At 62.7% G+C, this 23,322-nt stretch carries 20 protein-coding genes, 1 tRNA gene and 1 pseudogene; 14 read left to right on the top strand and 8 right to left on the bottom strand.

Features of this window, described 5'->3' with window-relative positions; translation table 11 throughout:
- Positions 1-60 precede the first annotated feature (60 nt).
- From cpdR1 to ATY76_RS27735, 6 genes and pseudogenes are all read left to right on the top strand, one after another.
- Entirely contained in the window at positions 61-423 is a 363-nt protein-coding gene (gene cpdR1, locus ATY76_RS27760) for a response regulator CpdR1 (protein WP_003542883.1), read from the top strand.
- Positions 424-507: 84 nt separating this feature from the next.
- Positions 508-582, top strand: a tRNA-Val gene (locus tag ATY76_RS27755).
- Positions 583-684: 102 nt separating this feature from the next.
- The gene (locus tag ATY76_RS27750) at positions 685-966 is read left to right on the top strand and encodes a hypothetical protein (RefSeq protein WP_009997131.1); all 282 of its coding nucleotides are present in this window, start codon (positions 685-687) and stop codon (positions 964-966) included.
- A 14-nt stretch (positions 967-980) separates the two neighbouring features.
- Positions 981-1,172 (top strand): annotated as a pseudogene (locus ATY76_RS34320) (hypothetical protein); the annotation flags it as partial.
- A 502-nt stretch (positions 1,173-1,674) separates the two neighbouring features.
- A complete protein-coding gene (locus ATY76_RS27740) occupies positions 1,675-2,718 on the top strand; it encodes a porin (RefSeq protein ID WP_088677865.1) in 1,044 nt (347 codons plus the stop codon).
- Positions 2,719-3,093: 375 nt separating this feature from the next.
- On the top strand, positions 3,094-3,585 hold the full coding sequence (locus ATY76_RS27735; protein WP_245310099.1) for a hypothetical protein: 492 nt from the start codon (positions 3,094-3,096) through the stop codon (positions 3,583-3,585).
- Positions 3,586-3,591: 6 nt separating this feature from the next.
- Here ATY76_RS27735 and ATY76_RS27730 read toward each other — a convergent pair whose 3' ends face one another.
- The gene (locus ATY76_RS27730; protein ID WP_088678047.1) at positions 3,592-4,305 is read right to left on the bottom strand and encodes a hypothetical protein; all 714 of its coding nucleotides are present in this window, start codon (positions 4,303-4,305) and stop codon (positions 3,592-3,594) included.
- A 211-nt stretch (positions 4,306-4,516) separates the two neighbouring features.
- Between ATY76_RS27730 and ATY76_RS27725 the strand changes: the two genes are divergently transcribed.
- Positions 4,517-5,029: an MgtC/SapB family protein gene (locus ATY76_RS27725; protein ID WP_088677863.1), complete on the top strand. Its 513-nt coding sequence runs from the start codon at positions 4,517-4,519 to the stop codon at positions 5,027-5,029.
- A gap of 160 nt (positions 5,030-5,189) precedes the next feature.
- Here ATY76_RS27725 and ATY76_RS27720 read toward each other — a convergent pair whose 3' ends face one another.
- Together ATY76_RS27720 and ATY76_RS27715 are read right to left on the bottom strand one after the other, a co-directional pair.
- Complete coding sequence (locus ATY76_RS27720) at positions 5,190-5,369, bottom strand: hypothetical protein (protein WP_088677862.1); 180 nt, start codon at positions 5,367-5,369, stop codon at positions 5,190-5,192.
- Between the two features lie 60 nt (positions 5,370-5,429).
- On the bottom strand, positions 5,430-5,648 hold the full coding sequence (locus ATY76_RS27715; protein WP_171049242.1) for a hypothetical protein: 219 nt from the start codon (positions 5,646-5,648) through the stop codon (positions 5,430-5,432).
- A gap of 348 nt (positions 5,649-5,996) precedes the next feature.
- Between ATY76_RS27715 and ATY76_RS27710 the strand changes: the two genes are divergently transcribed.
- Entirely contained in the window at positions 5,997-7,088 is a 1,092-nt protein-coding gene (locus tag ATY76_RS27710) for a DUF475 domain-containing protein (RefSeq protein ID WP_088677861.1), read from the top strand.
- A gap of 153 nt (positions 7,089-7,241) precedes the next feature.
- Here the strand turns inward: ATY76_RS27710 and ATY76_RS33855 are convergent, their stop codons facing one another.
- The 5 genes from ATY76_RS33855 to ATY76_RS27685 all read right to left on the bottom strand — a co-directional run bounded on the left by ATY76_RS33855 (position 7,242) and on the right by ATY76_RS27685 (position 12,152).
- Positions 7,242-7,412 (bottom strand): hypothetical protein, encoded by a 171-nt coding sequence (locus ATY76_RS33855; RefSeq protein WP_088677860.1) that lies wholly within the window; start codon positions 7,410-7,412, stop codon positions 7,242-7,244.
- Positions 7,413-7,780: 368 nt separating this feature from the next.
- A complete protein-coding gene (locus ATY76_RS27700) occupies positions 7,781-9,298 on the bottom strand; it encodes a tripartite tricarboxylate transporter permease (RefSeq protein ID WP_088677859.1) in 1,518 nt (505 codons plus the stop codon).
- A gap of 87 nt (positions 9,299-9,385) precedes the next feature.
- Positions 9,386-9,877, bottom strand: coding sequence for a tripartite tricarboxylate transporter TctB family protein (locus ATY76_RS27695; protein WP_088677858.1), 492 nt, complete (start codon positions 9,875-9,877; stop codon positions 9,386-9,388).
- Positions 9,874-10,818 (bottom strand): tripartite tricarboxylate transporter substrate binding protein, encoded by a 945-nt coding sequence (locus tag ATY76_RS27690; RefSeq protein ID WP_088677857.1) that lies wholly within the window; start codon positions 10,816-10,818, stop codon positions 9,874-9,876. The genes ATY76_RS27695 and ATY76_RS27690 overlap by 4 nt, the downstream gene beginning before the upstream one ends.
- 287 nt (positions 10,819-11,105) lie before the next feature.
- Entirely contained in the window at positions 11,106-12,152 is a 1,047-nt protein-coding gene (locus tag ATY76_RS27685; RefSeq protein ID WP_088677856.1) for an ABC transporter substrate-binding protein, read from the bottom strand.
- A 382-nt stretch (positions 12,153-12,534) separates the two neighbouring features.
- Between ATY76_RS27685 and ATY76_RS27680 the strand changes: the two genes are divergently transcribed.
- The 6 genes from ATY76_RS27680 to ATY76_RS27655 all read left to right on the top strand — a co-directional run bounded on the left by ATY76_RS27680 (position 12,535) and on the right by ATY76_RS27655 (position 23,314).
- Positions 12,535-14,403, top strand: a complete 1,869-nt coding sequence (locus tag ATY76_RS27680; protein WP_088677855.1) for an adenylate/guanylate cyclase domain-containing protein — start codon at positions 12,535-12,537, stop codon at positions 14,401-14,403.
- Between the two features lie 96 nt (positions 14,404-14,499).
- Positions 14,500-15,177 carry a response regulator transcription factor gene (locus ATY76_RS27675; protein WP_088677854.1) on the top strand — a complete coding sequence of 226 codons (678 nt, stop codon included), beginning with the start codon at positions 14,500-14,502 and terminating at the stop codon, positions 15,175-15,177.
- A complete protein-coding gene (locus tag ATY76_RS27670; protein ID WP_088677853.1) occupies positions 15,174-16,556 on the top strand; it encodes a sensor histidine kinase in 1,383 nt (460 codons plus the stop codon). Before ATY76_RS27675 ends, ATY76_RS27670 begins: the two co-directional genes overlap by 4 nt.
- Positions 16,557-16,666: 110 nt before the next feature.
- Positions 16,667-19,993, top strand: a complete 3,327-nt coding sequence (locus ATY76_RS27665; RefSeq protein WP_088677852.1) for a transglutaminase family protein — start codon at positions 16,667-16,669, stop codon at positions 19,991-19,993.
- Positions 19,994-20,019: 26 nt separating this feature from the next.
- The gene (locus ATY76_RS27660; protein ID WP_088677851.1) at positions 20,020-22,431 is read left to right on the top strand and encodes a circularly permuted type 2 ATP-grasp protein; all 2,412 of its coding nucleotides are present in this window, start codon (positions 20,020-20,022) and stop codon (positions 22,429-22,431) included.
- Between the two features lie 4 nt (positions 22,432-22,435).
- The gene (locus ATY76_RS27655; RefSeq protein ID WP_088677850.1) at positions 22,436-23,314 is read left to right on the top strand and encodes a transglutaminase family protein; all 879 of its coding nucleotides are present in this window, start codon (positions 22,436-22,438) and stop codon (positions 23,312-23,314) included.
- The last annotated feature ends 8 nt before the right edge of the window (positions 23,315-23,322 follow it).

The following is a 23,322-nucleotide window of genomic DNA, read 5'->3' as shown; positions in this document are numbered from 1 at the left end:
AAAGACTAGTGTAAACGGCTGGCAGCCCACCCAAAACCTATTGATCAGCGGTCTGGATTGATGACTCAGAAGATACTTCTCGCCGAAGACGACAATGACATGCGCCGTTTCCTGGTGAAAGCGCTCGAAAAGGCCGGCTACAAGGTCCTTTCATACGACAATGGCGCGAGCGCCTATGACCGGCTGCGCGAGGAACCGTTCTCCCTGCTGCTGACCGATATCGTCATGCCCGAAATGGACGGCATCGAACTGGCGCGCCGCGCCACCGAGCTCGATCCCGACCTCAAGGTGATGTTCATCACCGGCTTTGCCGCCGTGGCGCTGAACCCTGACTCGAAGGCGCCGAAGGATGCCAAGGTCCTTTCCAAGCCTTTCCACCTGCGCGATCTCGTCGACGAGGTCAACAAAATGCTTGCCGCGTAAGGCTTGCCGGCCGGCGCGTCACAAAACTGAAAAAAGCCTATTGACGGCTCCAAAGGTTTTGTGATCTATGCGCCGCCATCGGATGGGCGTGTAGCTCAGCGGGAGAGCACTACGTTGACATCGTAGGGGTCACAGGTTCAATCCCTGTCACGCCCACCATCCTAATTCGCTGAAAAGCAATGGCCTTTCGAGAAATCGAGAGGCCTTTTTACATCGCGGCTTGCGGGTGTGATACACCTGCCCCCAGTGGGAGTTTCAGACTTGGCCCAGGTCATCAAACGACGCAAAACTCTTGTGGTTTCCAACGACAAGATTTCCCTCGCAAAGGGTATCAGCCTTCCCGAGGGACGCTACCCCGTCACGGCCGAGTATGTCGTCTCCCATATGCGTGGCAGGCCGGTCGAGCAGGCCGGCCGGATTATGCTTCACCTGACGCGTCAGAATCTTCTGGACTACGGTGTCGATCTGACCGGCAGCGCGATGTTGGGCAGTGACATTGATGTGAGCGGCAACGTTGCCCGCAAGGAAGCCACCCTGGAGTGAATTCTTGGGCACAGGTGTTCGTCGCCGCTGACCTTCCAGCACACGGCCGGTTCGCCGCGCAGACAGAGGGTAGGAGATTTTTCGTCCCGGCACCCGCGGCCCTTGTTTCCGCCGTCCTCGCCTTGCCGGCCTTTGCTGCGCCTGCCTCCACGCCTGAGACACTTCCCGGCGCCTCCGGGGTCATTACTCTTTCCCGCAAGTGCGCCGAGCTGGTCTCGCCACTCCTCTCTCCCGGTAGCTTCCGCACCCACGGCAAATTGATAAAAAGCAGATAACGAAAGCGCCGCGGCCCTCAGTGCCGCTTGCGGCGCTTCGATCAATGCTCATCGCTCTTACCTATGAGCCATCCCTGGATCGCGCAGATCACGGCGACGGCGTGGCAGTACATGCGGACATGATCACACGCCCGTCACTTGCATTAGCGTTTTCAAGCTTCAGCCCCTCGTTGGTCCCGCATCAGGAGGCGTCGGGTTTGTGACGAACAGATGACGAGTTTGTGACAAAACGCGTGTTATTTCAGCAACATAGCCATGCCAGCCTGCTGTCATGATCGATATGCTTATTGCGACGCAACATCCCTTATGTAACTTCCGCGGCGAGGCAGGCACCCGATCAAAAGGGGCCGCTTCGATCACACGGGATGAAGATCCGTAGGGACTGCCGATGGCAACGGTCTTCATCCTTTTGCATTTGAACTGGAGGTTATCCATGAACATCAAGAGCCTTCTTCTCGGCTCCGCTGCTGCTCTCGCAGCAGTATCCGGCGCTCAGGCTGCTGACGCTATCGTCGCTGCCGAGCCGGAACCGGTTGAATATGTCCGCGTCTGCGACGCTTACGGCACCGGCTACTTCTATATCCCCGGCACCGAAACCTGCCTGAAGATCAACGGTTACATCCGTTTCCAGGTTGACGTTGCTCCGAACGCCAGCTCGATCGGCGCCGGCGGCGGCGGTTCTGTTCCGAACGACTCCGACTGGGACGCCCGTACGCGCGGCCAGGTCCAGTTCACCGCCAAGAGCGACACCGAGTACGGTCCGCTGACCGGCGTCATCGTCATGCAGTTCAATGCTGACAACGCCTCGGCCCAGAAGGCCCAGCTCGATTCCGCTTACATCGACATCGCCGGCTTCCGCGCCGGTCTGTTCTATAGCTGGTGGGACGATGGCCTCTCGGGCGAAACCGACGATATCGGTTCTCCGGTCACGCTGCATAACTCCATCCGTTATCAGTACGAAACCGACGCCTTCTACGCCGGCATCAGCGTTGACGAGCTGGAAGACAGCCCGTTCTACAACGGCGAAACCGCCAACAACGTCGGCGTTGCCGTCGGCCTCGGCGGCAAGGCTGGCATCTTCAGCTATCAGATCACTGCTGGCTACGACACCGACAACGAAGAAGGCGCCGTCCGTGCTATGGGTACGGCTGCTGTTGGTCCGGGCACGCTCGGCCTCGCAGTCGTCTACGCATCCAACCCGAACGCCTACTACAACAAGGCTGAATGGGCGATCGCTGCTGAATACGCCATCAAGGCGACTGACAAGCTGAAGATCACCCCGGCTGTTCAGTACTACGACAACTACGGCATCACCGCTGGCGAGTTCAACGACGACGTCAACGCCTGGAAGGCCGGCGTCACGATCGACTACCAGATCGTCGACAACTTCTCGGCAAAGGTTTCGGTTCAGTACCTCGATCCGGACAATGCTGAAGACGTAACCTCGGGCTACTTCCGCCTGCAGCGCGCGTTCTGATGAAAAGGGCTGCCGGCTAGACCGGCAGCCGCAAATTCCTGATCCGACTGACCTCCGATCGGGAAAGAATGGGTCTGGACTTCCCTGCCTGGACCCATTCCCCCTGGTCAGACAGTGCATTCAAGACGGCAGGCGCTCGACGAGTGCCTTGCCACCCTCGCGTCAGCCTCTTGTTGCCGGGATCTGGCAGTTGCGCCATTACCTGACCCTCCAGCCGGCAAGCTCAACCGGCTTTTGCTGCCAAGCGCCTGGCAACCCGTGAGAATCTTCATGCCGCGGGAATGGCGGAGCCAAATTCGGACACAGAACCATGCCATGGCGAATCAAGGATGAGGCAGTGATTCGCCTCGCCAGGACATGGGGTTTGAGATCGAAATGAAATTATCCGCACTTGCCGCCGCCGCAATATTTTCCGCCTTCGCCGTACCGGCTTTTGCAGCACCAGCTTCTCCTGCCGAAACCTTTCCGGGTGCGCCCGGCGTCATCACGCTTTCCGGCAAATGCGCCAAGCTTGTCGTCGCCAAGTTCGACGCCACCAAGGGCTGCAAGAACGAACTTGCCAGCGTCACCCTGGTCAATGGCTCGGTGACGTTCATCTTCACCTCGGACGGCAAGGCGCTCGGCTTCCAGGGCGATGGCAGCGGCATCAAGCCCGCCTCCAACGGCAATGCCCGCCTGCCGCTCAGCCTCGTCACGACAGGTGTCGGCAACAAGATGACGGGCCAGGTCAAGGTCGCCGGCTTCTGCACCTTCGGCAATCCCTATGCCGGCAAGCCGATCGCGATCGAATGCACCGCCGAAAGCAAGGATTCTTCTTTCGCCGGCAGCTTCCGCACCGGCGGCAAGCTGGTCAAAAAAGGCAAGTGATCGCCGTCAGGCGCACCATGCGCCGCCGGCGGTTCCGGGCTTGCGCGCCAGTCCCTCGTTGATCAGCTGCGCCCCGAAGGAGCGCCCGTCGCGCGAGATGACGCGCGGCGCGCCTGATGAATCGGTCTTACCCGCCGCATTCATGCTGAAGGGTCCGGCGTTCAGAAGCGCCAGCAGACGCGCCTTGGCGGCAAAGGCCACCCGCCGCTCGTCATCGCAGCGCGCCCGGTCGACGATCGGGCTTGCCATATCGGCGATTACGATCTTTTCGCCCTTGTACCAGAAGACGCCGCCATCGCCGACGCAGTTGATGTGCGCGCCCTGCCCGCAATAGCCGAAGGCGACCGTCCCCGTTTCGGAGGCTCCTAAAGCAGGAGCGGACGCTGTTGCCTTTACGGGCTGGGCGGTCGGCGTCGGAATGGCTGCCGGCGGCAAGAGCTGAGCGGGCGGCGCCGCTTTCGGTGCCGGCGCGGCGAGCGCCACCTGCTTCGGCGGCACATCCTTCCTGACGGCGGGCTTCGCGTCCGTGATCTCGCGTATCGCCGCAACCGGCTCTTTGGCGAGCATCGGCTTGATGCTCTTCCAATTGTCGTAGGCGGCGATGCCGGCGATCACCGCAATGCCGATCACCGTCCAGGGCAACAGCCCGCCACCGCTGCGTGCCTTGCTTTTTCCTCTCGCCGGCGCCTTGCGGCGAGTGCGTGTCGCTGTCTTGGCCATCTGTCCGAATCCCGTGAGGCCGGGATTATCGCCGCCCAATCCTTTCCGAAAGGTTGGCGCCGCGAAAGGATGATGCCTCCTTCACCGGTCGCTCCCTCGAACGGCGGTGCCGGGATCATAGAAGCGAAACGCTGGGCGGGAAAAAGCCGAACAAATCCCGCGTTCAGACGTTAGCCAGCGAAAAATCCCACATGCCCCGAAGGAAATTTCCATGGATCTCATTTTCGCCGACATGATACCGGCATCGCGTATCCACTATCCCGTCATCTTCGCCCGCCTGCTCGGCGCCGTCGTCTTCGGCGGCCTCATCGGCTTCGAACGCGAAGCGCGCGACCGCCCTGCCGGCTTCCGCACGCATATTCTGATCAGCCTTGCCGCCGCCCTCTTCGCCATCATTTCGATCGAGGCCGTGCATATGCCGGGATTTGCCGATGTCCAGCAGGTCCGCATCGACCCACTGCGCGTCATCGAAGCCGTGACGGCAGGCGTTGCCTTCCTAGCCGCGGGCATGATCGTCTTTGCCAGGGGCCGGATCCACGGGCTGACGACGGGTGCCGGCATGTGGCTCTCCGGCGCGATCGGCCTTGCCATGGGCTTCGGCTACTGGCCGGTCGCCTTCTTCACGACGCTTGCCGCCATTTGCGTCCTCTTCGCCTTCGGTAAGCTCGAACAGTGGCTCGGCTATAATTCCGGGCAGCGCGTCGATCGGGACGGGCGACAATAGAGCGTGTCGCGCAAAAGTGTGCGCGGTTTTGCGATAACGGCACGCGAGAAAATAAAGGCCTAAAGCACGGGGAGCGAATCTGAAAGATCGCGACGTGCTTTAGAAAAGCAAAACACCCGGCATCATGCCGGGCGCTCATGCGGTTAGATTTATCTGCTCGTCATTCGGACCGTACGGTTGAAGGATCGTTTTTCCCGACCGATGCCGTACGAATGATGGGCGCCGTCAGCGGCTTCTGGCGCTTGCCGATATCGATGCGCTCGTCGGCCGCATCGCGGACGGCCTTCCATTCATTTTCGTGCCTGATGAAGATATCGCGGGGCACAAAGTTCACACTCATAGGCTTCTCATCCTGTTCCAAATTACCGTCGAAGTGCCGAAAGAGATTCCGGAAAACCAGTCATTTCTTGCTTTTGATATCAGGACCGCCCTTGGAGAGGTCCGCGCCGGTCACATGGGCCGGCACATGAATGTCGTGGATGACGCCGGGCGTCAGGGTCAGGTCGACATGATGCGGCGGCAGCACCTGCGCCTTCTGCATGCGGTTCGGCCTTGCCCGCTTCATGCGGTCGGACGCTTCCGTGCGTTTGTCGGGGATATGGGTCGAAGTGTGCATCATCGGCCTCCTTTAAGCTCAACCAGGGCCTAACGGGCGGGGGGCCGGATGGTTCCCAAAAAATTGCCGATCTCTATGTCGCGATTGGCCTTGACTGGTTTGGGAAGTTCATTACCTAGGGCCTATCCCGCAGCCTTCCAGACATCGGCTACGGGGAACATTGGTGCCGGGCCCCTCTGGCGAGAGTTTTTACGGCGCTCTCGTGATGTCGGTACCGCCTGCAGCTCAGCCGGCGGATTTTTCATCGATGAAAAAGCTCACCATGCCTCGTCAGCATGCCCTTTGTGGTATGTTGCGTTTTTCCACTATCTCTACCTCTTCCAACAAACTTTGCGGCCGCGAGGTGCGGCCATGAAGCAGTCTCAGACCGATAAGTCCTCGCTCGGCTATTTCCGCTGGGCTTTCATCGTCACGGCCCTCGGCCTGATCCTCGGCGCCGTTCTTGGTTGGCAGACCACCGGCACGATCGGCGGCATGGCGACCGTCTTCTTCATCTGCACCGTGCTTGCGGTGCTGGAGATCTCGCTCTCCTTCGACAACGCCATCGTCAATGCCAACAAGCTGAAGGAAATGACGCCTGTCTGGCAGAAACGGTTCCTCACCTGGGGCATCATCATTGCCGTCTTCGGCATGCGTATCGTCTTTCCGCTGGCGATCGTCGCGATCGCGGCACGAATCGGCCCCTGGGACGCTCTGGTTCTGGCTGCCCGCGAGCCCGAGGAATATGCCCGCATCATGAATGATGCGCATCTGCCGATCGCGGCCTTCGGCGGCACCTTTCTGATGATGGTCGGCCTCAGCTATTTCTTCGACCACGAGAAGAAAATCCATTGGCTTCGCGGCCTGGAAAAGGTGATGGCGCGCTCGGCGACCATCAGGGGTATCGAAATCGCCTTCGTGCTGGCGCTTATGCTTGTTTTCTCCTGGCTGATCGGCGGCGAGGAAGCCAGCATCTTCGTCCATTGCGCCATCTACGGCCTGCTCACCTTCCTCGCGGTCGAGGTCGTCGGTGAACTGCTCGATGCTTCGCAGCAGACGATGAGCGCTGCCGCCAAGGGCGGTCTCGGCGCCTTCATCTATCTGGAGGTGCTGGACGCCAGCTTCTCCTTCGACGGCGTCATCGGCGCCTTCGCGCTCACCCAGAACCTGTTCGTCATCGCCATCGGCCTCGGTATCGGCGCCATGTATGTACGCTCGATGACGATCATGCTGGTGGAGAAGGGAACGCTCGCCGAATACCGCTATCTCGAACATGGCGCCTTCTATGCCATCCTGATCCTCTCGGTGATCATGTATGCGCAGACCCTGGTGCACATTCCCGAGGTGATCACCGGCCTCGGCGGCGCGATCCTGATCGGCCTCTCCCTCTGGTCGTCGATCCGCTACAACAAGCGGGAACGGGCGGAAGATCATACCGGCGGGCGGGAAGAACTGCACGCCTGACGAGGACGGGCCAGCGCCGAAGCGCGTCGCGCAAAACCGTGCAACGGTTTTGCGATCGCCACAGGCTTTAGCGCTGCGGCTGTCATCCGGACAAAAATAAAGCCCGCGACCAACCGGTTGCGGGCTGTTTCATTCATGCATGCCTGGAAAGGTTTAGCGGATGACCTGACCGAAGGAGGCCGGGTCGATGCCAAGTTCCTTGAGGTCGCGGGCGCGCGGACGGCGGCCAGCCTCGACAGCGGCGCTGACGGAATTTGCGGCGCTGATGGCGGCAAACGCGCGGCCCAGGAAGCCTGCATGGATTGACTTGCGGATGGTGGACATTGTCCTTTTCCTCTTGCTTTTTGATCGACCACTCATAGATGGCAGTGCACATGCGGATCCACAATGCACGGAAATTCACCTCAGCCATGCAAAAAGAAGAGGCCGGCGCACGTTTCCATGGCCAGCCTCGAGGGAGGGGTAAGGTCGTCTTTTATAGAGCGCCGCGTGTCCGGCAGGACGCGCTAGGGTCGCCCCATCATTTTAACCCGGCGCATGATCCATTTCCGACAACCGGTATGGTTGTCGGGCCTATGCGCTAGAACAGATGATTTTAGGTCCGTTCGGCCTAAAATCTGAATCCTGTTCTAAATTAAAGAGTTAGAGCATGATGTCGTCCGAAAACCGCCTACACTTTTCGGCATCATGCTCTAGTCTTCGTTCGCCGCCAGCTGCGACAGCACCTGGCCCCTGCCGCGAATGCGCAGGATCAGCGGAATGAGGAAGGCGGCGGCCGCAACGATGAGAAGGCCTGCCGCGATCGGTGACATCACCAAAGTCGTGACATCGCCCTGGCTGATCGCCAGCGCGCGGCGCAGCTGCTGTTCGGCAAGCGGCCCAAGGATCAGGCCGACGACGGCAGGCGCGATCGGATAGCCGAAGAGCCGCATCACATAGCCGAGCAGGCCGAAGGCGAGCAGCATGCCGAGTTCGAACACGGAAGGATTGGCGCCGATCGTTCCGAGCGTCGCAAACAGCAGGATGCCCGCATAGAGCCACGGCTTCGGGATGGTCAGCAGCCGCACCCAGAGCCCGATCATCGGCAGGTTCAGGACGAGCAGCATCGCATTGGCGATGAGCAGGCTGGCGATCAGGCCCCAGACGAGCTGCGGATTGGTGGCAAACAGCAGCGGCCCCGGCTGCAGCCCATATTGCTGGAAGCCGGCGAGCATGATCGCCGCCGTCGCGGTCGTCGGCAGGCCGAGCGTCAGAAGCGGCACCAGCGTGCCGGCGGCGGACGCGTTGTTCGCCGCCTCGGGGCCGGCCACGCCTTCGATCGCGCCATGGCCGAACTCTTCCGGGTTCTTCGCCAGTCGCTTTTCGGTCGAATAGGACAGGAAGGTGCCGATTTCGGCGCCGCCCGCCGGCATCGCTCCGATCGGGAAGCCGATCAGCGTGCCGCGCAGCCAGGGTTTCCAGGAGCGCGCCCAGTCCTGCGCGTTCATCCAGAGCGAACCCTTGACCGCCTCCACTTGATCCGCGACGCGCTTGCCCTGCGCGGCGATATAGAGCGTCTCGCCGATCGCGAACATCGCCACCGCCAGCGTCGTCACCTCGATGCCGTCGAGCAAGTCGGGGATGCCGAAGGAAAGCCTGGCCTGCCCCGTCTGCTGGTCGATGCCGACCATGGCAAGCGCGAAACCGATGAAGAGCGCGGTCAGGCCCCGCAGCGCCGAGTCGCCGAAGGCAGAGGAAACGGTGACGAAGGCGAGCACCATCAGCGCGAAATATTCGCGCGGCCCGAAGACCAGGGCCAGCTTGACGATATAGGGGGCGATGAAGGCGAGCCCGAGCGTGGCGATGAGACCGGCGACGAAGGAGCCGATTGCCGCCGTCGCGAGCGCCGGTCCGCCGCGTCCGGCGCGCGCCATCTTGTTGCCTTCGAGCGCGGTGACGATCGAGGCGCTTTCCCCCGGCGTATTGAGCAGGATCGACGTCGTCGAACCGCCATACATGCCGCCGTAATAGATGCCGGCGAACATGATCAGCGAGCCGCCCGGATCGAGCTTGTAGGTGGCCGGCAGCAGCAGCGCCACGGTGAGTGCCGGACCGATGCCGGGCAAAACGCCGACGGCGGTACCGAGCGTCACGCCGATCAGCGCGTAAACCAGGTTCATCGGCTGCATCGCAACCAGGATACCCTGCCATAGGAATTCGAATGTGCTCATCTTGGTGTCCCAGGCGGCGTTCCCGGCGGTGCGTTCGCAATCGGGCGCCGCGAAAAATCAAAAGAGCTGACAGCGCGTCCCGCGCGGTCAGAAGAACAAGCGTTCGAGCGGGCCGGCCGGCAGCGTCAGCTGCAGCAGCTGCGAGAAGATCGCCCAGACGACGAAGCTGAAAGCGATGCCGATCGGCAGCGAGACCCACAGCTTGCGTTTGCCGAAGCCGCGCGCCGTCAGCGCAAACAGCACACCCGTCGCGATCGAGAAGCCGGCAACGCGCAGAAGCAGCATCTGACAGGCAAGACCGGCGACGATCCAGATGACGGGCGCCACTTCCTGCGTCTCGCGTTCCGGAAACTCCCCGCGCCAGGCTTCGGCGACGGTCCAGATCCCAAGACAGAAGAGCCCGAACGCTATCACCTCGGGCACCGTTGCCGGACCGACGCGGGCATATTGCGCGATCGTCTTCAGATGCGATGCATCCCAGGCCATCACGCCCGCGATGACGAAGAGGAAAACGGCAATGATGAACGCCGCCCGATCAGGGCGGCGCTCGCTTGCCGAGGAGGTCTTATCCTCGCTCATTGAACAAGTCCGATCTCTTTGAGAATGCCTTCGGTGGCGGAGACGTCCTTCTCGAGCTGCGCCTTGAAGGCGTCGCCGGAAAGGTAAGTGTCGGCCCAGCCCTTGGTCTTCAGCGTTTCCTGCCAGGTTGCCGAGCTGTGCAGCTTCTCGAAATCGGCAGTGATCGCAGCAACCTCGTCGTCCGACAGGCCCGGGGCTGCGGCGACCATGCGCCAGTTCTGGATGCTGACATCGGTGCCGGCTTCCTTCAGGGTCGGGGCGTCAACGCCGTCGATACGCTTGTCGCTGGAAACGGCGAGAAGACGGAGCATGCCTGCCTTCACCTGCGATTCGAACTCGCTGTAGCTCGAAACACCTGCTGTAACCTGGTTGCCGAGAATGGCGGCGAGCGCTTCACCGCCGCCGGAGAAGGCGACGTAGTTGATCTTCGTCGGGTCAACGCCGGAAGCCTTGGCGATCAGGCCGGCGGCGATGTGATCGGTGCCGCCGGCCGAGCCGCCAGCCCAGGAAACCGAACCCGGATCCTTCTTCAGCATGGCGACCAGATCGGCCATGGTCTTGATATCGGACGAGGCGGGAACGACGATGGCTTCATATTCGCCGGTCAGACGGGCGATCGGCGTGACATCCTTGAGCGTCACCGGCGACTTGTTGGTGAGGATGGCGCCGACCATGACATAGCCGCCGACGATCAGCGAATTCGGATTGCCGGCAGCCTGGCTGCTGAACTGTGCCAGCCCGATGGTGCCGCCGGCGCCGGGAACGTTCTGGACCTGGACGTTGCCGGAGATCTTCTCCTGCTGCAGCGCGGCCTGGAGCGAACGGGCCGTCTGGTCCCAGCCGCCGCCGGGAGCGGCAGGGGCGATGATGGTGTAGTCGGCAGCATAGGCCGGCAGCGCGATGGCGGCTGCGAAAAGGGTTGCAATGAACGTATGCTTCACGATGTCCTCCGTGGGCGGCTGAGCAACCGCCTGTTGTTCTCTGGGAATCGGAAGGGATGGCCGGCCAATGGACGCGATTGTCCTGAGTGACGAGCGAAATTCCTCCCAAGGCTTCAGCTCTCCGCCTCCACGGAGAAGAAGTAGCCAAAGCCACCACAACAACCTGTCATCTAGCTGACATCGACGAGATATCCAGAAGCAGAGGCCGCTTTTTTGCCGTAATTGGGTCTGCGCCGGCCTAAACGTTGCGACACCGATGTCACGACGCGGCCGAAAGCTGACACGCTTCACTGCGCCCTGAGAACCTCGTTCCAGTGCGCGATCAGCCGCGCCCGCTTCACCTGGTCGAGATAGACCATCAGCCCGGGGCTGACCGGCACCGGCCGAAGCTGGGCACCGAGCAGTTCCTGCAGCGTGTTGGCGGTATTCTCGCCGGCCACTTCGGGGCTGACGGCCGGGATCTGCAGTTCGCGCGCCATGATCGTCTGGCCCTCCTTCGACATGAAGAAGGCGAGGTAGCGGCGGCCGAGTTCCGGCTCGGCGGCCGCCTGCGGCACCAGCCCGATGCGCGACATGACCACCGTATAGTCCTTCGGCAGCACGATGCCGACGTCGGGATGCCGCGAAGCCCAGTCTGCGGCATAGGAGCCGAGAATATTGTAACCGAGCACGAAGCGGCCGTCGGCGACGCGTTCGAGGATCGCCGAGCTGGTCGAATAAAGCTTGACGCCCGCCGCTCCCATCGCCCCGATCACCGACCAGATATCGCCGAACTGCTCCTGATCGCGCGCCATGAAGAGAAATCCGACGCCGGAACGCTCGATGTCGTAAGTGCTGATCCGGCCATAGACTGCGTTGCCCTTGCGCTTGAGATAATCCACGAGTTCGGCCCGCGAACTCGGCACCGGCTCATGCGCGAAGCTCGGCTTGTGATAGACGAAGACCGCCGGCTCGAAGGTCAGCGCATAGGCGGTATTGCGCCAGTTCGCCCATTTCGGCCATGCGGCGCTCATCGGCAGGTTGCTCACCTGCGCATATCCGTCGTTGGAAAGCTTCACCTGCAGGTCCATGGCCGAAGAAAAGGCAAAATCGGCCGTCTTCTTGCCGGCATCCGTCTCCTTGACGATCCGGTCGTAGATGTCGCCGGTCAGCATGTCCTCATATCTGACCGCAACGTCGGGATTGGCCTCCTGAAATCCGCGGATCATCGGCTGCGCCAGGGGCTCGTCGAGCGAGGAATAAACAGTCAGCACCGGCGCATCGGCCTTGCCCGATTTCGACGGATAGAAGGCCTGATCGGCAAGGGCAAAACCCGGCCAGAACGCCAGCAGCAAGATAAAAATTCTCCTCATGCCGCAACAATGCCCGAGCCCGCCGGGAGGAGCAAGGGCACAGAAACTGGCGAAGCCGCCTGTGTCATTGCGTCGGACCGCGCGCAGTCGCGTTGGGCGAATGTCAGGGCAATTGCCCAAAGAAAACCCCGCAAGAAAAAACACCCATTTGCCTCACAGCAAGTCACTTCTCACCATAAAGGATTATGGCTTAACGTCGACCTTCGCCCGTTTAGAGTATTGATGAAGATTGGCGACGATATAGGGTGCGCTTCCGCGTCAAAACGTCGAAACCGCCCGAATCTTCTTATTCGGGGGACGACTCTACGCGACAAAAACTCTATAAAAAGCTAGGACTAAACTGGGAAGATCCATGGGAGGGGTCATGGAACGACGACTGAGCGCTATTCTCGCCGCGGATGTCGTTGGCTACAGCCGACTGATGGGCATCGATGAATCAGGCACGCTGCAGGCATTGAACCGCCATCGCTGCGAACTGGTCGACATTCGTATTTCGGACTACAAGGGCCGGATCGTCAAACTCACCGGCGACGGCATCCTGGCCGAGTTCCAGAGCGTCGTGAATGCAGTCGCCTGCGCCGCCGAAATCCAGCGCAGCATGTCGGCCCGCAACGAGAACGTCCCCAAGGACGAGCGCGTCGAATTCCGCATCGGCATCAATCTCGGCGACGTCGTCGTCGAAAACGGCGATATATTCGGCGACGGCGTCAACCTCGCCGCCAGACTCGAGCGCATCGCAGCGCCGGGCGGCATCGCCGTATCAGGCTCGGTCCGCGATCAGGTCGGCTCGCGTCTCAATCTCGGCTTTGATTTCATCGGCGAACACATGCTGAAGAACATCCGGCAGCCCGTTCAGGTCTACACCGTCAGCTTGGCGCCGCCCTCCTCCGCCAGACTGGTCGCGCAGAACCGCAATACCTGCTTCATCGCCGTGCTGCCCTTCACCAATATGAGCGGCGATGCCGATCAGGATTATTTCTCCGACGGCATAACCGAAGACATCATCACCGACCTGTCGAAGATCTCGAGCCTACACGTCGTGCCGCGCAACACGATCTTCACTTACAAGGGCATATCGGTGAAGCTGAAGCGGCTCGCCCAGGAACTCGGCGTGCGCTACGTGCTCGAAGGCAGCGTGCGCATCTTCGGCCAACGCGTGCGCATCTCCGGCCAGCTGATCGACACCGCCAATGGCGACCATCTCTGGGCCGAGCGTTACGACCGCGACCTGACCGATATCTTCGCCATCCAGGACGAGATCACCCATGCGATCGTTGGCCAGCTGAAAGTGCGCCTACTGCCGGAAGAGAAGAAGGCGATCGCCAACGAGCCGACCGCCAATGTCGAAGCCTATACTTACTATCTCAGGGGCCGCCAGCTCTCCCACACCTGGACGAAGTCGTACCTCCAGCTGGCAAGACGCATGTTCTGCAAGGCGGTCGAGCTCGATCCGGATTATGCCCGCGCCTATGCCGGCATCGCCGATTGCGACGCTGCGATCCGCGATTGGGCGCCAGACGATGTGCCGCTGAGGCGCATCCTGGAGATGAGCGCTCGCGCGCTCGCGCTCGATCCCGATCTTCCCGAGGCCCATGCCTCGCACGGCCTGGCCCTGCATCAGAGCGGCTACGACGATCGGGCGGCAGCGGCCTTCGAACGTGCCTTGACGCTCGACCCGAACCTCTTCGAGGCAAATTTCCACTATGCCCGCTTCTTCTTCATGCGCGGCAACTTTGCTGAATCGGTCCAATATTTCACCCGCGCGGCTGAAATTCGCCCCGACGACTACGTCTCGCCCATCCATCTGATGGCCGCCTACCGCTCGCTCGGCCGCCTCGTGGATACGGAAAACTGGGCGCGCCTCGGCCTCCTGCGTGCCGAACGCGCGTTGAACCTCAATCCGGAAAATTCCGGCCCGGCCCATCGCGGTGCGCTGGCGCTTGCCCATCTCGGCGATGCGGCGAGAGCGCGCGACTGGGCCGCGCGCGCAATCGCCATCGATCCGGATGACATCGTCGCGCAGTATAATCTCGCCTGCGTTCATTCCGTCCTTGGCGACGTCGACCAGGCGATCGACCTGCTGGAGAAACTGCTGCCGAACAGCTCCGTCTACCATATCAAATGGTTCGACAACGATTCCGATCTCGACAACATCCGCGACGACCTGCGCTTCCAGAAACTGCTCGCCGCCGCGATGGTCGAGCGGGAACGGATGGAGAGAACCGGCAGCTGAAACCGGCTTTTTCGCCGCCATTCACCCAACCTTTAAAATGGCTGTGACAAGCCTTCGTTCCCCCTGTAACTTCCTTTGAAAACAGGGGGAACATCCGTGCGCATCCTGCTTACCGAAGACAATATCGCGCTGGCCGACGGCCTGTCGGCGATCTTGCGCGGCACGGGGCATGCCGTCGATGTCGTGCATGACGGAGCCTCCGCCAATGCCGTCATCGCTGCGGAAAATTTCGACCTTGTCATCCTCGATCTCAACCTCCCCGAGATGGACGGGCTGGACGTGCTGCGCGCCATGCGCGCCCGGCAGAACCAGGCGGCCGTCCTCATCCTGACGGCGCGCGGCACGCCGGAGGAACGGGTGAAGGGTCTCGATCTCGGCGCCGACGACTACCTGATCAAACCCTTCGACATATCAGAATTCGAGGCCCGTGTGCGTGTGCTTCTGCGCCGCCAGGCCGGGCTGCGTTCGGCGACTGTCGGCTTCGGCAGCATTTCTTTCGATCTCAACTCCCGCACCTTTTCATCAGGCGCCACGCCGCTCGATATTCCCGCCCGCGAACTCGGCCTGCTCGAAATCCTCTTCATGCGGGCCGGCAAGGTCGTCGCCAAGGAGGCGATCATCCAGTCGCTGACGGCTTTCGACGACGACATATCCTCAAATGCCATCGAGCAATATGTCAGCCGTCTGAGGAAACGCCTCTCGCCCTACGGGCTGACGGTCAAGACCGCGCGCGGCATCGGCTATTATCTCGACAAGCTGCCCGAGGCCCCATGAAAGTCGCCTACTCCCTCAGGCGCCGGCTGCTCTTCTGGCTGCTTGTTTCGACAGCGGTCATCGGCACGCTGGCGCTCGCCGATACCTATAGCGAGGCGGTTCAGACCTCCAACATCGTCTCCGACCGCGTCCTTGCCGGTTCGGCGCTGGCCATCGCCGAGCGCGTCGTCGTCGCCGAAGACGGCACGCTGCAGGTCGATATTCCCTATGTCGCGCTGGAAATGCTGACATCCGCGGCGCAGGACCGCGTCTTCTACCGCGTCGACGGCCCGCCGGGTGAGTTCATCACCGGCTACCAATCCCTGCCGGTCCTGAAAAACACGCCGGGCAATGCCGCCGCCTTCGCCGACGACACCTTCCGCGGCGAGCCGATCCGGATCGCGACGCTCGAACGTTCCGCCTCGACCGGCATCCGCTCCGTGCCCTTCGTGGTGACGGTCGCCGAAACCACCATCGCCCGACGGCAATTGACGCAGGCGATCCTCGTCCGCTCGGCGCTGCGCCTCGCCTTGATGATCGCCGGCGCGGCCGTCATCGTCTGGATCTCGGTCACCGTGGCGCTCCGCCCGCTCTACAAGCTCGGCGATGCAATCGGCGAACGCAGTCCCGACGATCTTCATCCGATCGAAGAGACCGTGCCGAGCGAAGTCGAGCCGCTGGTCGATACGGTGAATTCCTTCATGGTGCGCCTGCAATCGGCGCTCGATGCGCTGCGCAATTTCACCGGCAATGCCAGCCATCAGCTACGCACGCCGCTGGCGATCATCCGCACCCAGCTTGCCCTTTCGGTCCGCGCCGCCTCGCTGGACGAGGCCCAGGCGGCGGCGTTGAAGGGCGATCAGGCCGTGGCGCATGCCGAGCGCATCCTGGCCCAGCTTCTCCTGATGGCAAAGATCGACGCCGCCACCGCCAAGGAGGCGCTGACCGCCTCCGCCATCGATCTGGCCGCCATCGCCCAGGAAATCACCGGCGAGCAGATCCCGGCGGCCGCCAGTGCCGGCATCGACCTCGGCTTCGAGGGCGAGAGCCCGGCAATGATCCGCGCCGAGCCCCTGCTCATCGGCGAAATGCTGCGAAACCTCGCCGGCAACGCCATCGCCTATGCCGGCAAGGGGGCGGAGGTCACCGTCCGCATCATTGCCGCCCCCGAGACGATCCGCCTCGAAGTCGAGGACAATGGCCCCGGCATTCCGCACGAGAAGTTGGAGGCAGTGCGCCGGCGTTTCTCTCGCGGCAATGATTCCGGCGCGCCCGGCGCCGGGCTCGGTCTGCCGATCGTCGAAGAAATCGCCAATCTTTTCAACGCCGTCCTGACGCTGGAACCGGGCACGGGCGGCACGGGCCTGAAGGCGGCGGTGACCTTCGCCAGGGCGGCATAAAAGCCGCCGAATCCCAGCCCTTCCGCCCTTGCTTTCTTTCGCTGCATTGCACACACTGGCTTAGGGAACAGCAAGCCGCACAACGATGCGCGCCGGACAAAAAGAGAAATATGTCGATCAAAGCCAGCATCTATCATCTGACGCATTATACCTATGATAAACCGGTCCGCCTCGGCCCACAGATCATCCGGTTGAAACCGGCCTCGCATTCGAAGACGAGGGTGCTCAGCCACTCGCTGAAAGTCACGCCCTCCAATCACTTCGTTAATCTGCAGCAGGACCCTTACGGCAACTATCTCGCCCGCTACGTCTTTCCGGACCCCGTCACCGAGTTCAAGATCGAGGTCGATCTCGTCGCCGACATGACGGTCTACAATCCCTTCGACTTCTTCATCGAGGAGGAGGCGACCAAGTGGCCTTTCGATTATCCCGAAACGATCCGCGAGGATCTATCGATCTACATGACGCCGGAGCCGGCCGGCCCGCGCCTCAAGGCGCTGCTGCCCACACTCGATTGGTCGCCCGGCCAGCCGACCATCGATATGGTCGTCGGTTTGAACGCCCGCCTGCAGCGGCAGATCGGCTATGTCATCCGCATGGAAGCCGGCGTGCAGACGCCGGAGGAGACGCTGGAAAGCGCCAAGGGCTCCTGCCGCGACACCAGCTGGCTGCTCGTCCAGATCCTGCGCCATCTCGGCCTCGCCGCCCGCTTCGTCTCCGGCTACCTCATCCAGCTGGCGCCGGACCTGAAGGCGCTCGACGGTCCCTCCGGCACCGAAGTCGACTTCACCGACCTGCATGCCTGGGCCGAAGTCTATCTGCCAGGCGCGGGCTGGGTCGGCCTCGATCCGACCTCCGGACTCTTGACCGGCGAAAGCCATATTCCGCTCGCCGCCACGCCGCATTACCGCAACGCCGCCCCTATCTCCGGCGGTTATTTCGGCGAGGCCGAAACCGAATTCGCCTTCGATATGACGGTTTCGCGCGTCGCAGAACATCCGCGCATCACCAAACCCTTCTCCGATGAAAGCTGGAGCGAGCTCAACGAACTCGGCGAGAAGGTCGACCGTGTCCTCGAAGCAGAGGACGTACACCTGACGATGGGCGGCGAGCCGACCTTCGTTTCGATCGACGACTTCCAGTCCGAGGAGTGGAACACCGCCGCCGTCGGCCCGACCAAGCGCGAAAAGGCCGACAGCCTGATCCGCAGGCTGCAGGAGCGCTTCGCCCCCGGCGGCTTCCTGCACTACGGCCAGGGAAAATGGTATCCCGGCGAAAGCCTGCCGCGCTGGACCTTCTCGCTCTACTGGCGCCGCGACGGCAAGCCGATCTGGCAGAACCTCGATCTGGTCGCCGCCGAAGGCTGGGATACCGGTGTTGCGGCCGAGGATGCCGAAAAGCTGCTGACGGCGATCGCAAAAGAACTGGCGATCAAGCCCGACATGGTGCAGCCGGCCTTTGAGGATCCGGCCGACTGGATCATCAAGGAAGGCAATCTTCCCGACAATGTCGATCCGGCGAATTCGAAGCTGAAGGATCCCGAGGAACGCAACCGCATCGCCCGCGTCTTCGATCGTGGCCTCACCGTCCCCACCGGTTACATCCTCCCGGTCCAGGCATGGAACGCCAGGGCCGCTGAAAGCCGGGTCTGGGTCAGCGAGAAATGGCGCACCCGCCGCGGCAGGATCTTCCTTGTACCTGGCGACAGCCCGATCGGCTACCGCCTGCCGCTCGGCACCCTGCCCTATGTCCCCCCGGCACGCTATCCCTATATCCATCCCGCCGATCCTACGATCCCGCGCGAGCCACTGCCCGACGCTTTCGTGCCGGCCGGCCGCGCCATGCCGGAAGCCTCCTTCCACGCCGGCGAGAACAATCGCAGTCGGATCGAACAGACGCTCGGAGAAATCGGCGGCGCCGTGCGTACCGCCATGTCGGTCGAGCCGCGTGACGGCAGGCTCTGCGTCTTCATGCCGCCGGTCGAGCGGATCGAGGATTATCTTGAGCTGATCGCCGCTGCCGAAAACGCTGCCGCCGAGCTCAAGCTTCCCGTTCATATCGAAGGTTATCCGCCGCCGCAGGACGAGCGCATCAACGTCATCCGCGTCGCCCCGGATCCCGGCGTCATCGAGGTCAACATCCATCCGGCATCCAACTGGAAGGATTGCGTTGATATCACGACGGCAATCTACGAGGAGGCGCGCGCCACCCGGCTCGGCGCCGACAAATTCATGATCGATGGCCGTCATACTGGCACCGGCGGCGGCAACCATGTCGTTGTCGGCAGCGCCAATCCGAACAACAGCCCGTTCCTGCGCCGTCCGGATCTGTTGAAGAGCGTCGTCCTCCACTGGCAGCGCCACCCCTCGCTCTCCTACCTCTTCTCCGGCATGTTCATCGGCCCGACCAGCCAGGCGCCGCGCATCGACGAGGCTCGCCACGACAGCCTCTATGAGCTGGAGATCGCCATGGCGCAGATCGCGGCTCCCGGCCGCGGTCAGCCGCCGCTGCCATGGCTCGTCGATCGCCTGTTCCGCAATCTCCTGACCGATGTCACCGGCAACACCCACCGCGCCGAGATCTGCATCGACAAGCTGTTTTCGCCCGACGGCCCGACCGGCAGGCTCGGCCTCATCGAGTTCCGTGGCTTCGAGATGCCGCCGAACGCACGCATGTCGCTCGCGCAGCAATTGCTGGTGCGCGCGCTGATCGCCCGCTTCTGGGTCAACCCGGTCGACGGCAAATTCGTCCGCTGGGGCACGACCCTGCACGATCGTTTCATGCTGCCGCATTTCGTCTGGGCCGATTTCCTCGACGTGCTGGCGGACCTGCGCGAAAACGGCTTCGATCTCAGCCCGGAATGGTTCAAGGCGCAGCTCGAATTCCGCTTTCCGTTCTGCGGCGAGGTTGAATATGAAAGCTCGAAGCTGGAGCTTCGGCAAGCGCTGGAACCTTGGCATGTCATGGGCGAGCAGGGTGCGATCGGCGGTACGGTGCGTTATGTCGATTCGTCCGTCGAGCGTCTGCAGGTTCGCCTCGAAACCAGCAACGCCTCCCGCTATACCGTGACCTGCAACGGCCGCACCCTGCCGCTGACGCCGACCGGCACATCGGGCGTATCGGTCGCCGGCGTCCGCTACAAGGCATGGCAGCCGGCTTCCGGCCTGCATCCGGTGCTTCCGATCAACACACCTTTGACTTTTGACATTTATGATACATGGTCGAAGCGTTCGATCGGCGGCTGCATCTATCATGTTGCCCATCCGGGCGGCCGGACCTATGACACCTTCCCGGTCAACGGCAATGAGGCGGAAGCAAGGCGGCTCGCCCGGTTCGAGCCGTGGGGGCATACGGCAGGCGGTTATATCCCGCGCGCCGAGACGGGTTCGCCGGAATTCCCGCTGACGCTGGATCTGAGGCGGCCCGCGGGCATTTGAGGCCGAGGGGCAGGGCTTGGGTTTTGATGGGTAAGAGACCGGCAGTGGAGCGCAGGGAGGAGGCTGAGGGCAGTATCGGCAAGGATGCGGCCTTCGACTATGCGCCGCTTCCCGGCATCGCCGACGAAATGGTCGACAACAAGGGCGTGATCCGCCCCGTCTGGCAGCGTTTCCTCTCGCATCTCGGCGCAATGCCGGATCTCGCCGAGCGTTTCGCCCGCGCCGACCGCTACCTGAGGGACGCCGGCGTCTTCTATCGCGCCTATGGCAGCAAGGGTACCGGCGAACGCGCCTGGCCGATCTCGCATATCCCGGTGCTCATCGACGAGCGCGAATGGCAGGCGCTCTCGGCCGGCCTCGTCCAGCGGGCGGACCTCCTGGAGGCGATCATTGCCGATATCTACGGCGAGAACCGGCTGGTGGAGGAAGGTTTCCTGCCGCCGGCGCTGATCGCCGCCAATCCCGAATTCCAGCGGCCGCTCGCCGGCATCCGGCCGGCGTCCGGCCATTATCTGCATTTCTGCGCCTTCGAGATCGGCCGCGGGCCTGACGGCAACTGGTGGGTGCTGGCAGACCGCACCCAGGCCCCATCCGGCGCCGGCTTCGCGCTGGAAAACCGCGTGGCGACGACCCGCGCCTTCTCCGACATCTACGCCGAAACCCCGGTCCATCGCCTCGCCTCCTTCTTCGGCGCCTTCCGCGACGCGCTGCAGGGCATGAAACATTCGGGCGACGACCGCATCGCCGTCTTGACGCCAGGCCCGGCCAACGAGACCTATTACGAACACGCCTATATCGCCCGCTATCTCGGCTTCATGCTGCTCGAGGGCGAGGATCTCACCGTCGTCAAGGGCCGCGTCATGGTCCGCACCGTCGCCGGCCTGAAGCCGATCGGTGTGCTCTGGCGCCGTCTCGATTCGGCCTTTGCCGACCCGCTGGAGCTGAACCAGAATTCGCATATCGGCACGCCCGGTCTCGTGGAGGCGCTGCGCGCCGAAAGCGTCACAATCGTCAACGCGCTCGGCACCGGCATTCTAGAGACCCGGGCGTTGCTGGCGTTCATGCCGACCATCTGCCGGCATCTCTTGGGGCAGGACCTGAAACTGCCCTCGATCGCCACCTGGTGGTGCGGTCAGAAGGAAGAGCGCGAACAGGTCTCCAAGAATATCGAGAAAATGGTGATCGGCCCGGCCTATTCCCGCGCGCCCTTCTTCGACGACAACGGCGAATCCGTGCTCGGCTCGTCGCTGCGCGCGACCGCCAAGGATTCCATTGCCGACTGGCTGAACTCGGACGGCCCAAAACTTGTGGGACAGGAGGTCGTCACGCTCTCGACGACGCCGGCCTGGGTGGACGGTAAGCTCGTGCCGCGGCCGATGTCGCTGCGCGTCTTCGCCGCCCGCACGGCGAACGGCTGGCAGATCATGCCCGGCGGCTTTGCTCGCATCGGCTCCGGCGCCGACGCCGCGGCGATCGCCATGCAGTCGGGCGGAGCGGCCGCCGACGTCTGGATCGTCAGCGACAAACCGGTCGAGCGTCACACGCTGCTGCCGGCCGAAGGCAGCTTCACCCGCAACATGCCGGGCAGCCTGCCGAGCCGGGCGGCCGACAACCTTTTCTGGCTCGGCCGCTACATCGAACGCGCCGAAGGCGCGCTGCGCATCCTGCGCGCCTGGCATGCGCGTTTTGCCGAAGCCGCCGATCCGAGCCAGCCGCTGCTTGCCGACGTTTCCGCCTATCTCGCAGCCGTCGATATCGATACCGCCGAGCCCGTGCCCGAAACGCTGCTGCGCAACATCGACAGCGCCGTTTATTCGGCCAGCAACATCCGCGACCGCTTCTCGCCGGACGGCTGGCTGGCGCTCAATGATCTCGCCAAGACCGCTCGCCGCTTCCACGTCACCGTCTCCGCCGGCGATGACGCCAGCCATGCGATGACGATCCTGCTGCGCAAGCTCGCGGGTTTTGCCGGCCTCGTGCACGAAAACATGTACCGTTTCATGGGCTGGCGCTTCCTCTCGCTCGGCCGCTATATCGAGCGCGGCCTACACATGACCCGTCTGCTCGGCCACATGTCCGGCCCGGAAGCGCCCGACGGCGCGCTCGACATGCTGCTGGAGATCGGCGACAGCGTCATGACCCATCGCCGGCGCTATAACGTCAACACGGCGCGGCTGACGGTGACCGACCTGTTGGCGCTCGACCCCCTCAACCCGCGCTCGGTCCTCTTCCAGGTCAATGAGATCCATCACGAGGTCGAGCAATTGCCGAATGCCCTGATCAACGGTCAGATGTCGCCCTTCTACCGCGAAGCGATGCGGCTGCATTCCGGACTGGCGGTAATGACGCCGGAGGGCATGGGAGCCGACGTTTACCAGCGGCTTGAGCGCGAGTTGGAGCAGCTTTCCGATCTGCTCGCCCAGACCTATCTCGGGTGACGCCGTGCTCTACGATCTTTCGCTCCGCATGGGTTACAGCTACGACGTGCCGGCCTCCGGCGCCCGCCACATCATGCGGCTGATGCCGCTGTCGCTCACTAACCGGCAGCGCCTCGTCGCCGGCTCGATCACCATTTCGCCGACGCCGGACGAGCAGTCGCATTTCGTCGACTTCTTCAGCCATCCCGCCACCTCCTTCATGCTGCGGGCGCCGCACGAGGCGCTCGACATTCGCATGCAGGCCCGCGTGCAGGTGGATAGTCAGCCGATCGCCGCCGATTTCTCGCCGCTGCTGGCCGATCTGCCGGAGGAGATATCGGGCGTCTGGTCGCTGGCGCCGGACTCGCCGCATCACTTTCTCGGCGACAGCCCGCGCCTGACGCAGGCGCGCGAGATCGCCGATTATGCGCGAAGCTGCGCCACTCCCCAGCTGACTGCCATGCAGATCGCCCATGCGCTCTGCGCCCGCATCAACAAGGATTTCACCTACGATCCCGATGCCACGACAGTGGACACGACGCCGATCGAGGCATTCAAACTCAAGCGCGGCGTCTGCCAGGATTTCACCCACATCATGATCCTGGCGCTCCGTAGCCTCGGCATTCCCGCCGGCTACGTCTCCGGCTTCCTGCGCACCATCCCGCCGCCCGGCAAGGCACGGCTGGAAGGGGCGGACGCCATGCATGCCTGGGTGCGGATCTGGTGCGGCGAGACGATCGGCTGGATCGAGCTCGATCCGACCAACAATATCCCCGCCGGCACCGATCATATCGTCGTCGCCTATGGCCGGGACTATTCCGACGTCGTGCCCGTCATCGGCGTGTTGAAAAGCTATGGCGGCCAGCGCGCCGTTCAGGCAGTTGATGTGATCCCGCTGAAATAATCCCAAAA

The sequence above is a fragment of the Rhizobium sp. R339 genome (assembly GCF_002211395.1).
Taxonomy (GTDB): domain Bacteria; phylum Pseudomonadota; class Alphaproteobacteria; order Rhizobiales; family Rhizobiaceae; genus Rhizobium.
Note: the sequence above shows the minus strand (reverse complement) of the source record. Positions and strands in the feature narration are given on the sequence as shown.

Coding starts and splice junctions, on each gene's coding strand:
- ATY76_RS27730 (WP_088678047.1), bottom strand. CDS start 4,305: ATGGCCAAGACAGCGACACGCACTCGCCGCAAGGCGCCGGCGAGAGGA.
- ATY76_RS27665 (WP_088677852.1), top strand. CDS start 16,667: ATGTCGATCAAAGCCAGCATCTATCATCTGACGCATTATACCTATGAT.
- ATY76_RS27695 (WP_088677858.1), bottom strand. CDS start 9,877: ATGAGCGAGGATAAGACCTCCTCGGCAAGCGAGCGCCGCCCTGATCGG.
- ATY76_RS27700 (WP_088677859.1), bottom strand. CDS start 9,298: ATGAGCACATTCGAATTCCTATGGCAGGGTATCCTGGTTGCGATGCAG.
- ATY76_RS27670 (WP_088677853.1), top strand. CDS start 15,174: ATGAAAGTCGCCTACTCCCTCAGGCGCCGGCTGCTCTTCTGGCTGCTT.
- ATY76_RS27725 (WP_088677863.1), top strand. CDS start 4,517: ATGGATCTCATTTTCGCCGACATGATACCGGCATCGCGTATCCACTAT.
- cpdR1 (WP_003542883.1), top strand. CDS start 61: ATGACTCAGAAGATACTTCTCGCCGAAGACGACAATGACATGCGCCGT.
- ATY76_RS27680 (WP_088677855.1), top strand. CDS start 12,535: ATGGAACGACGACTGAGCGCTATTCTCGCCGCGGATGTCGTTGGCTAC.
- ATY76_RS27735 (WP_245310099.1), top strand. CDS start 3,094: ATGAAATTATCCGCACTTGCCGCCGCCGCAATATTTTCCGCCTTCGCC.
- ATY76_RS27720 (WP_088677862.1), bottom strand. CDS start 5,369: ATGAGTGTGAACTTTGTGCCCCGCGATATCTTCATCAGGCACGAAAAT.
- ATY76_RS27710 (WP_088677861.1), top strand. CDS start 5,997: ATGAAGCAGTCTCAGACCGATAAGTCCTCGCTCGGCTATTTCCGCTGG.
- ATY76_RS27740 (WP_088677865.1), top strand. CDS start 1,675: ATGAACATCAAGAGCCTTCTTCTCGGCTCCGCTGCTGCTCTCGCAGCA.
- ATY76_RS33855 (WP_088677860.1), bottom strand. CDS start 7,412: ATGTCCACCATCCGCAAGTCAATCCATGCAGGCTTCCTGGGCCGCGCG.
- ATY76_RS27715 (WP_171049242.1), bottom strand. CDS start 5,648: ATGATGCACACTTCGACCCATATCCCCGACAAACGCACGGAAGCGTCC.
- ATY76_RS27660 (WP_088677851.1), top strand. CDS start 20,020: ATGGGTAAGAGACCGGCAGTGGAGCGCAGGGAGGAGGCTGAGGGCAGT.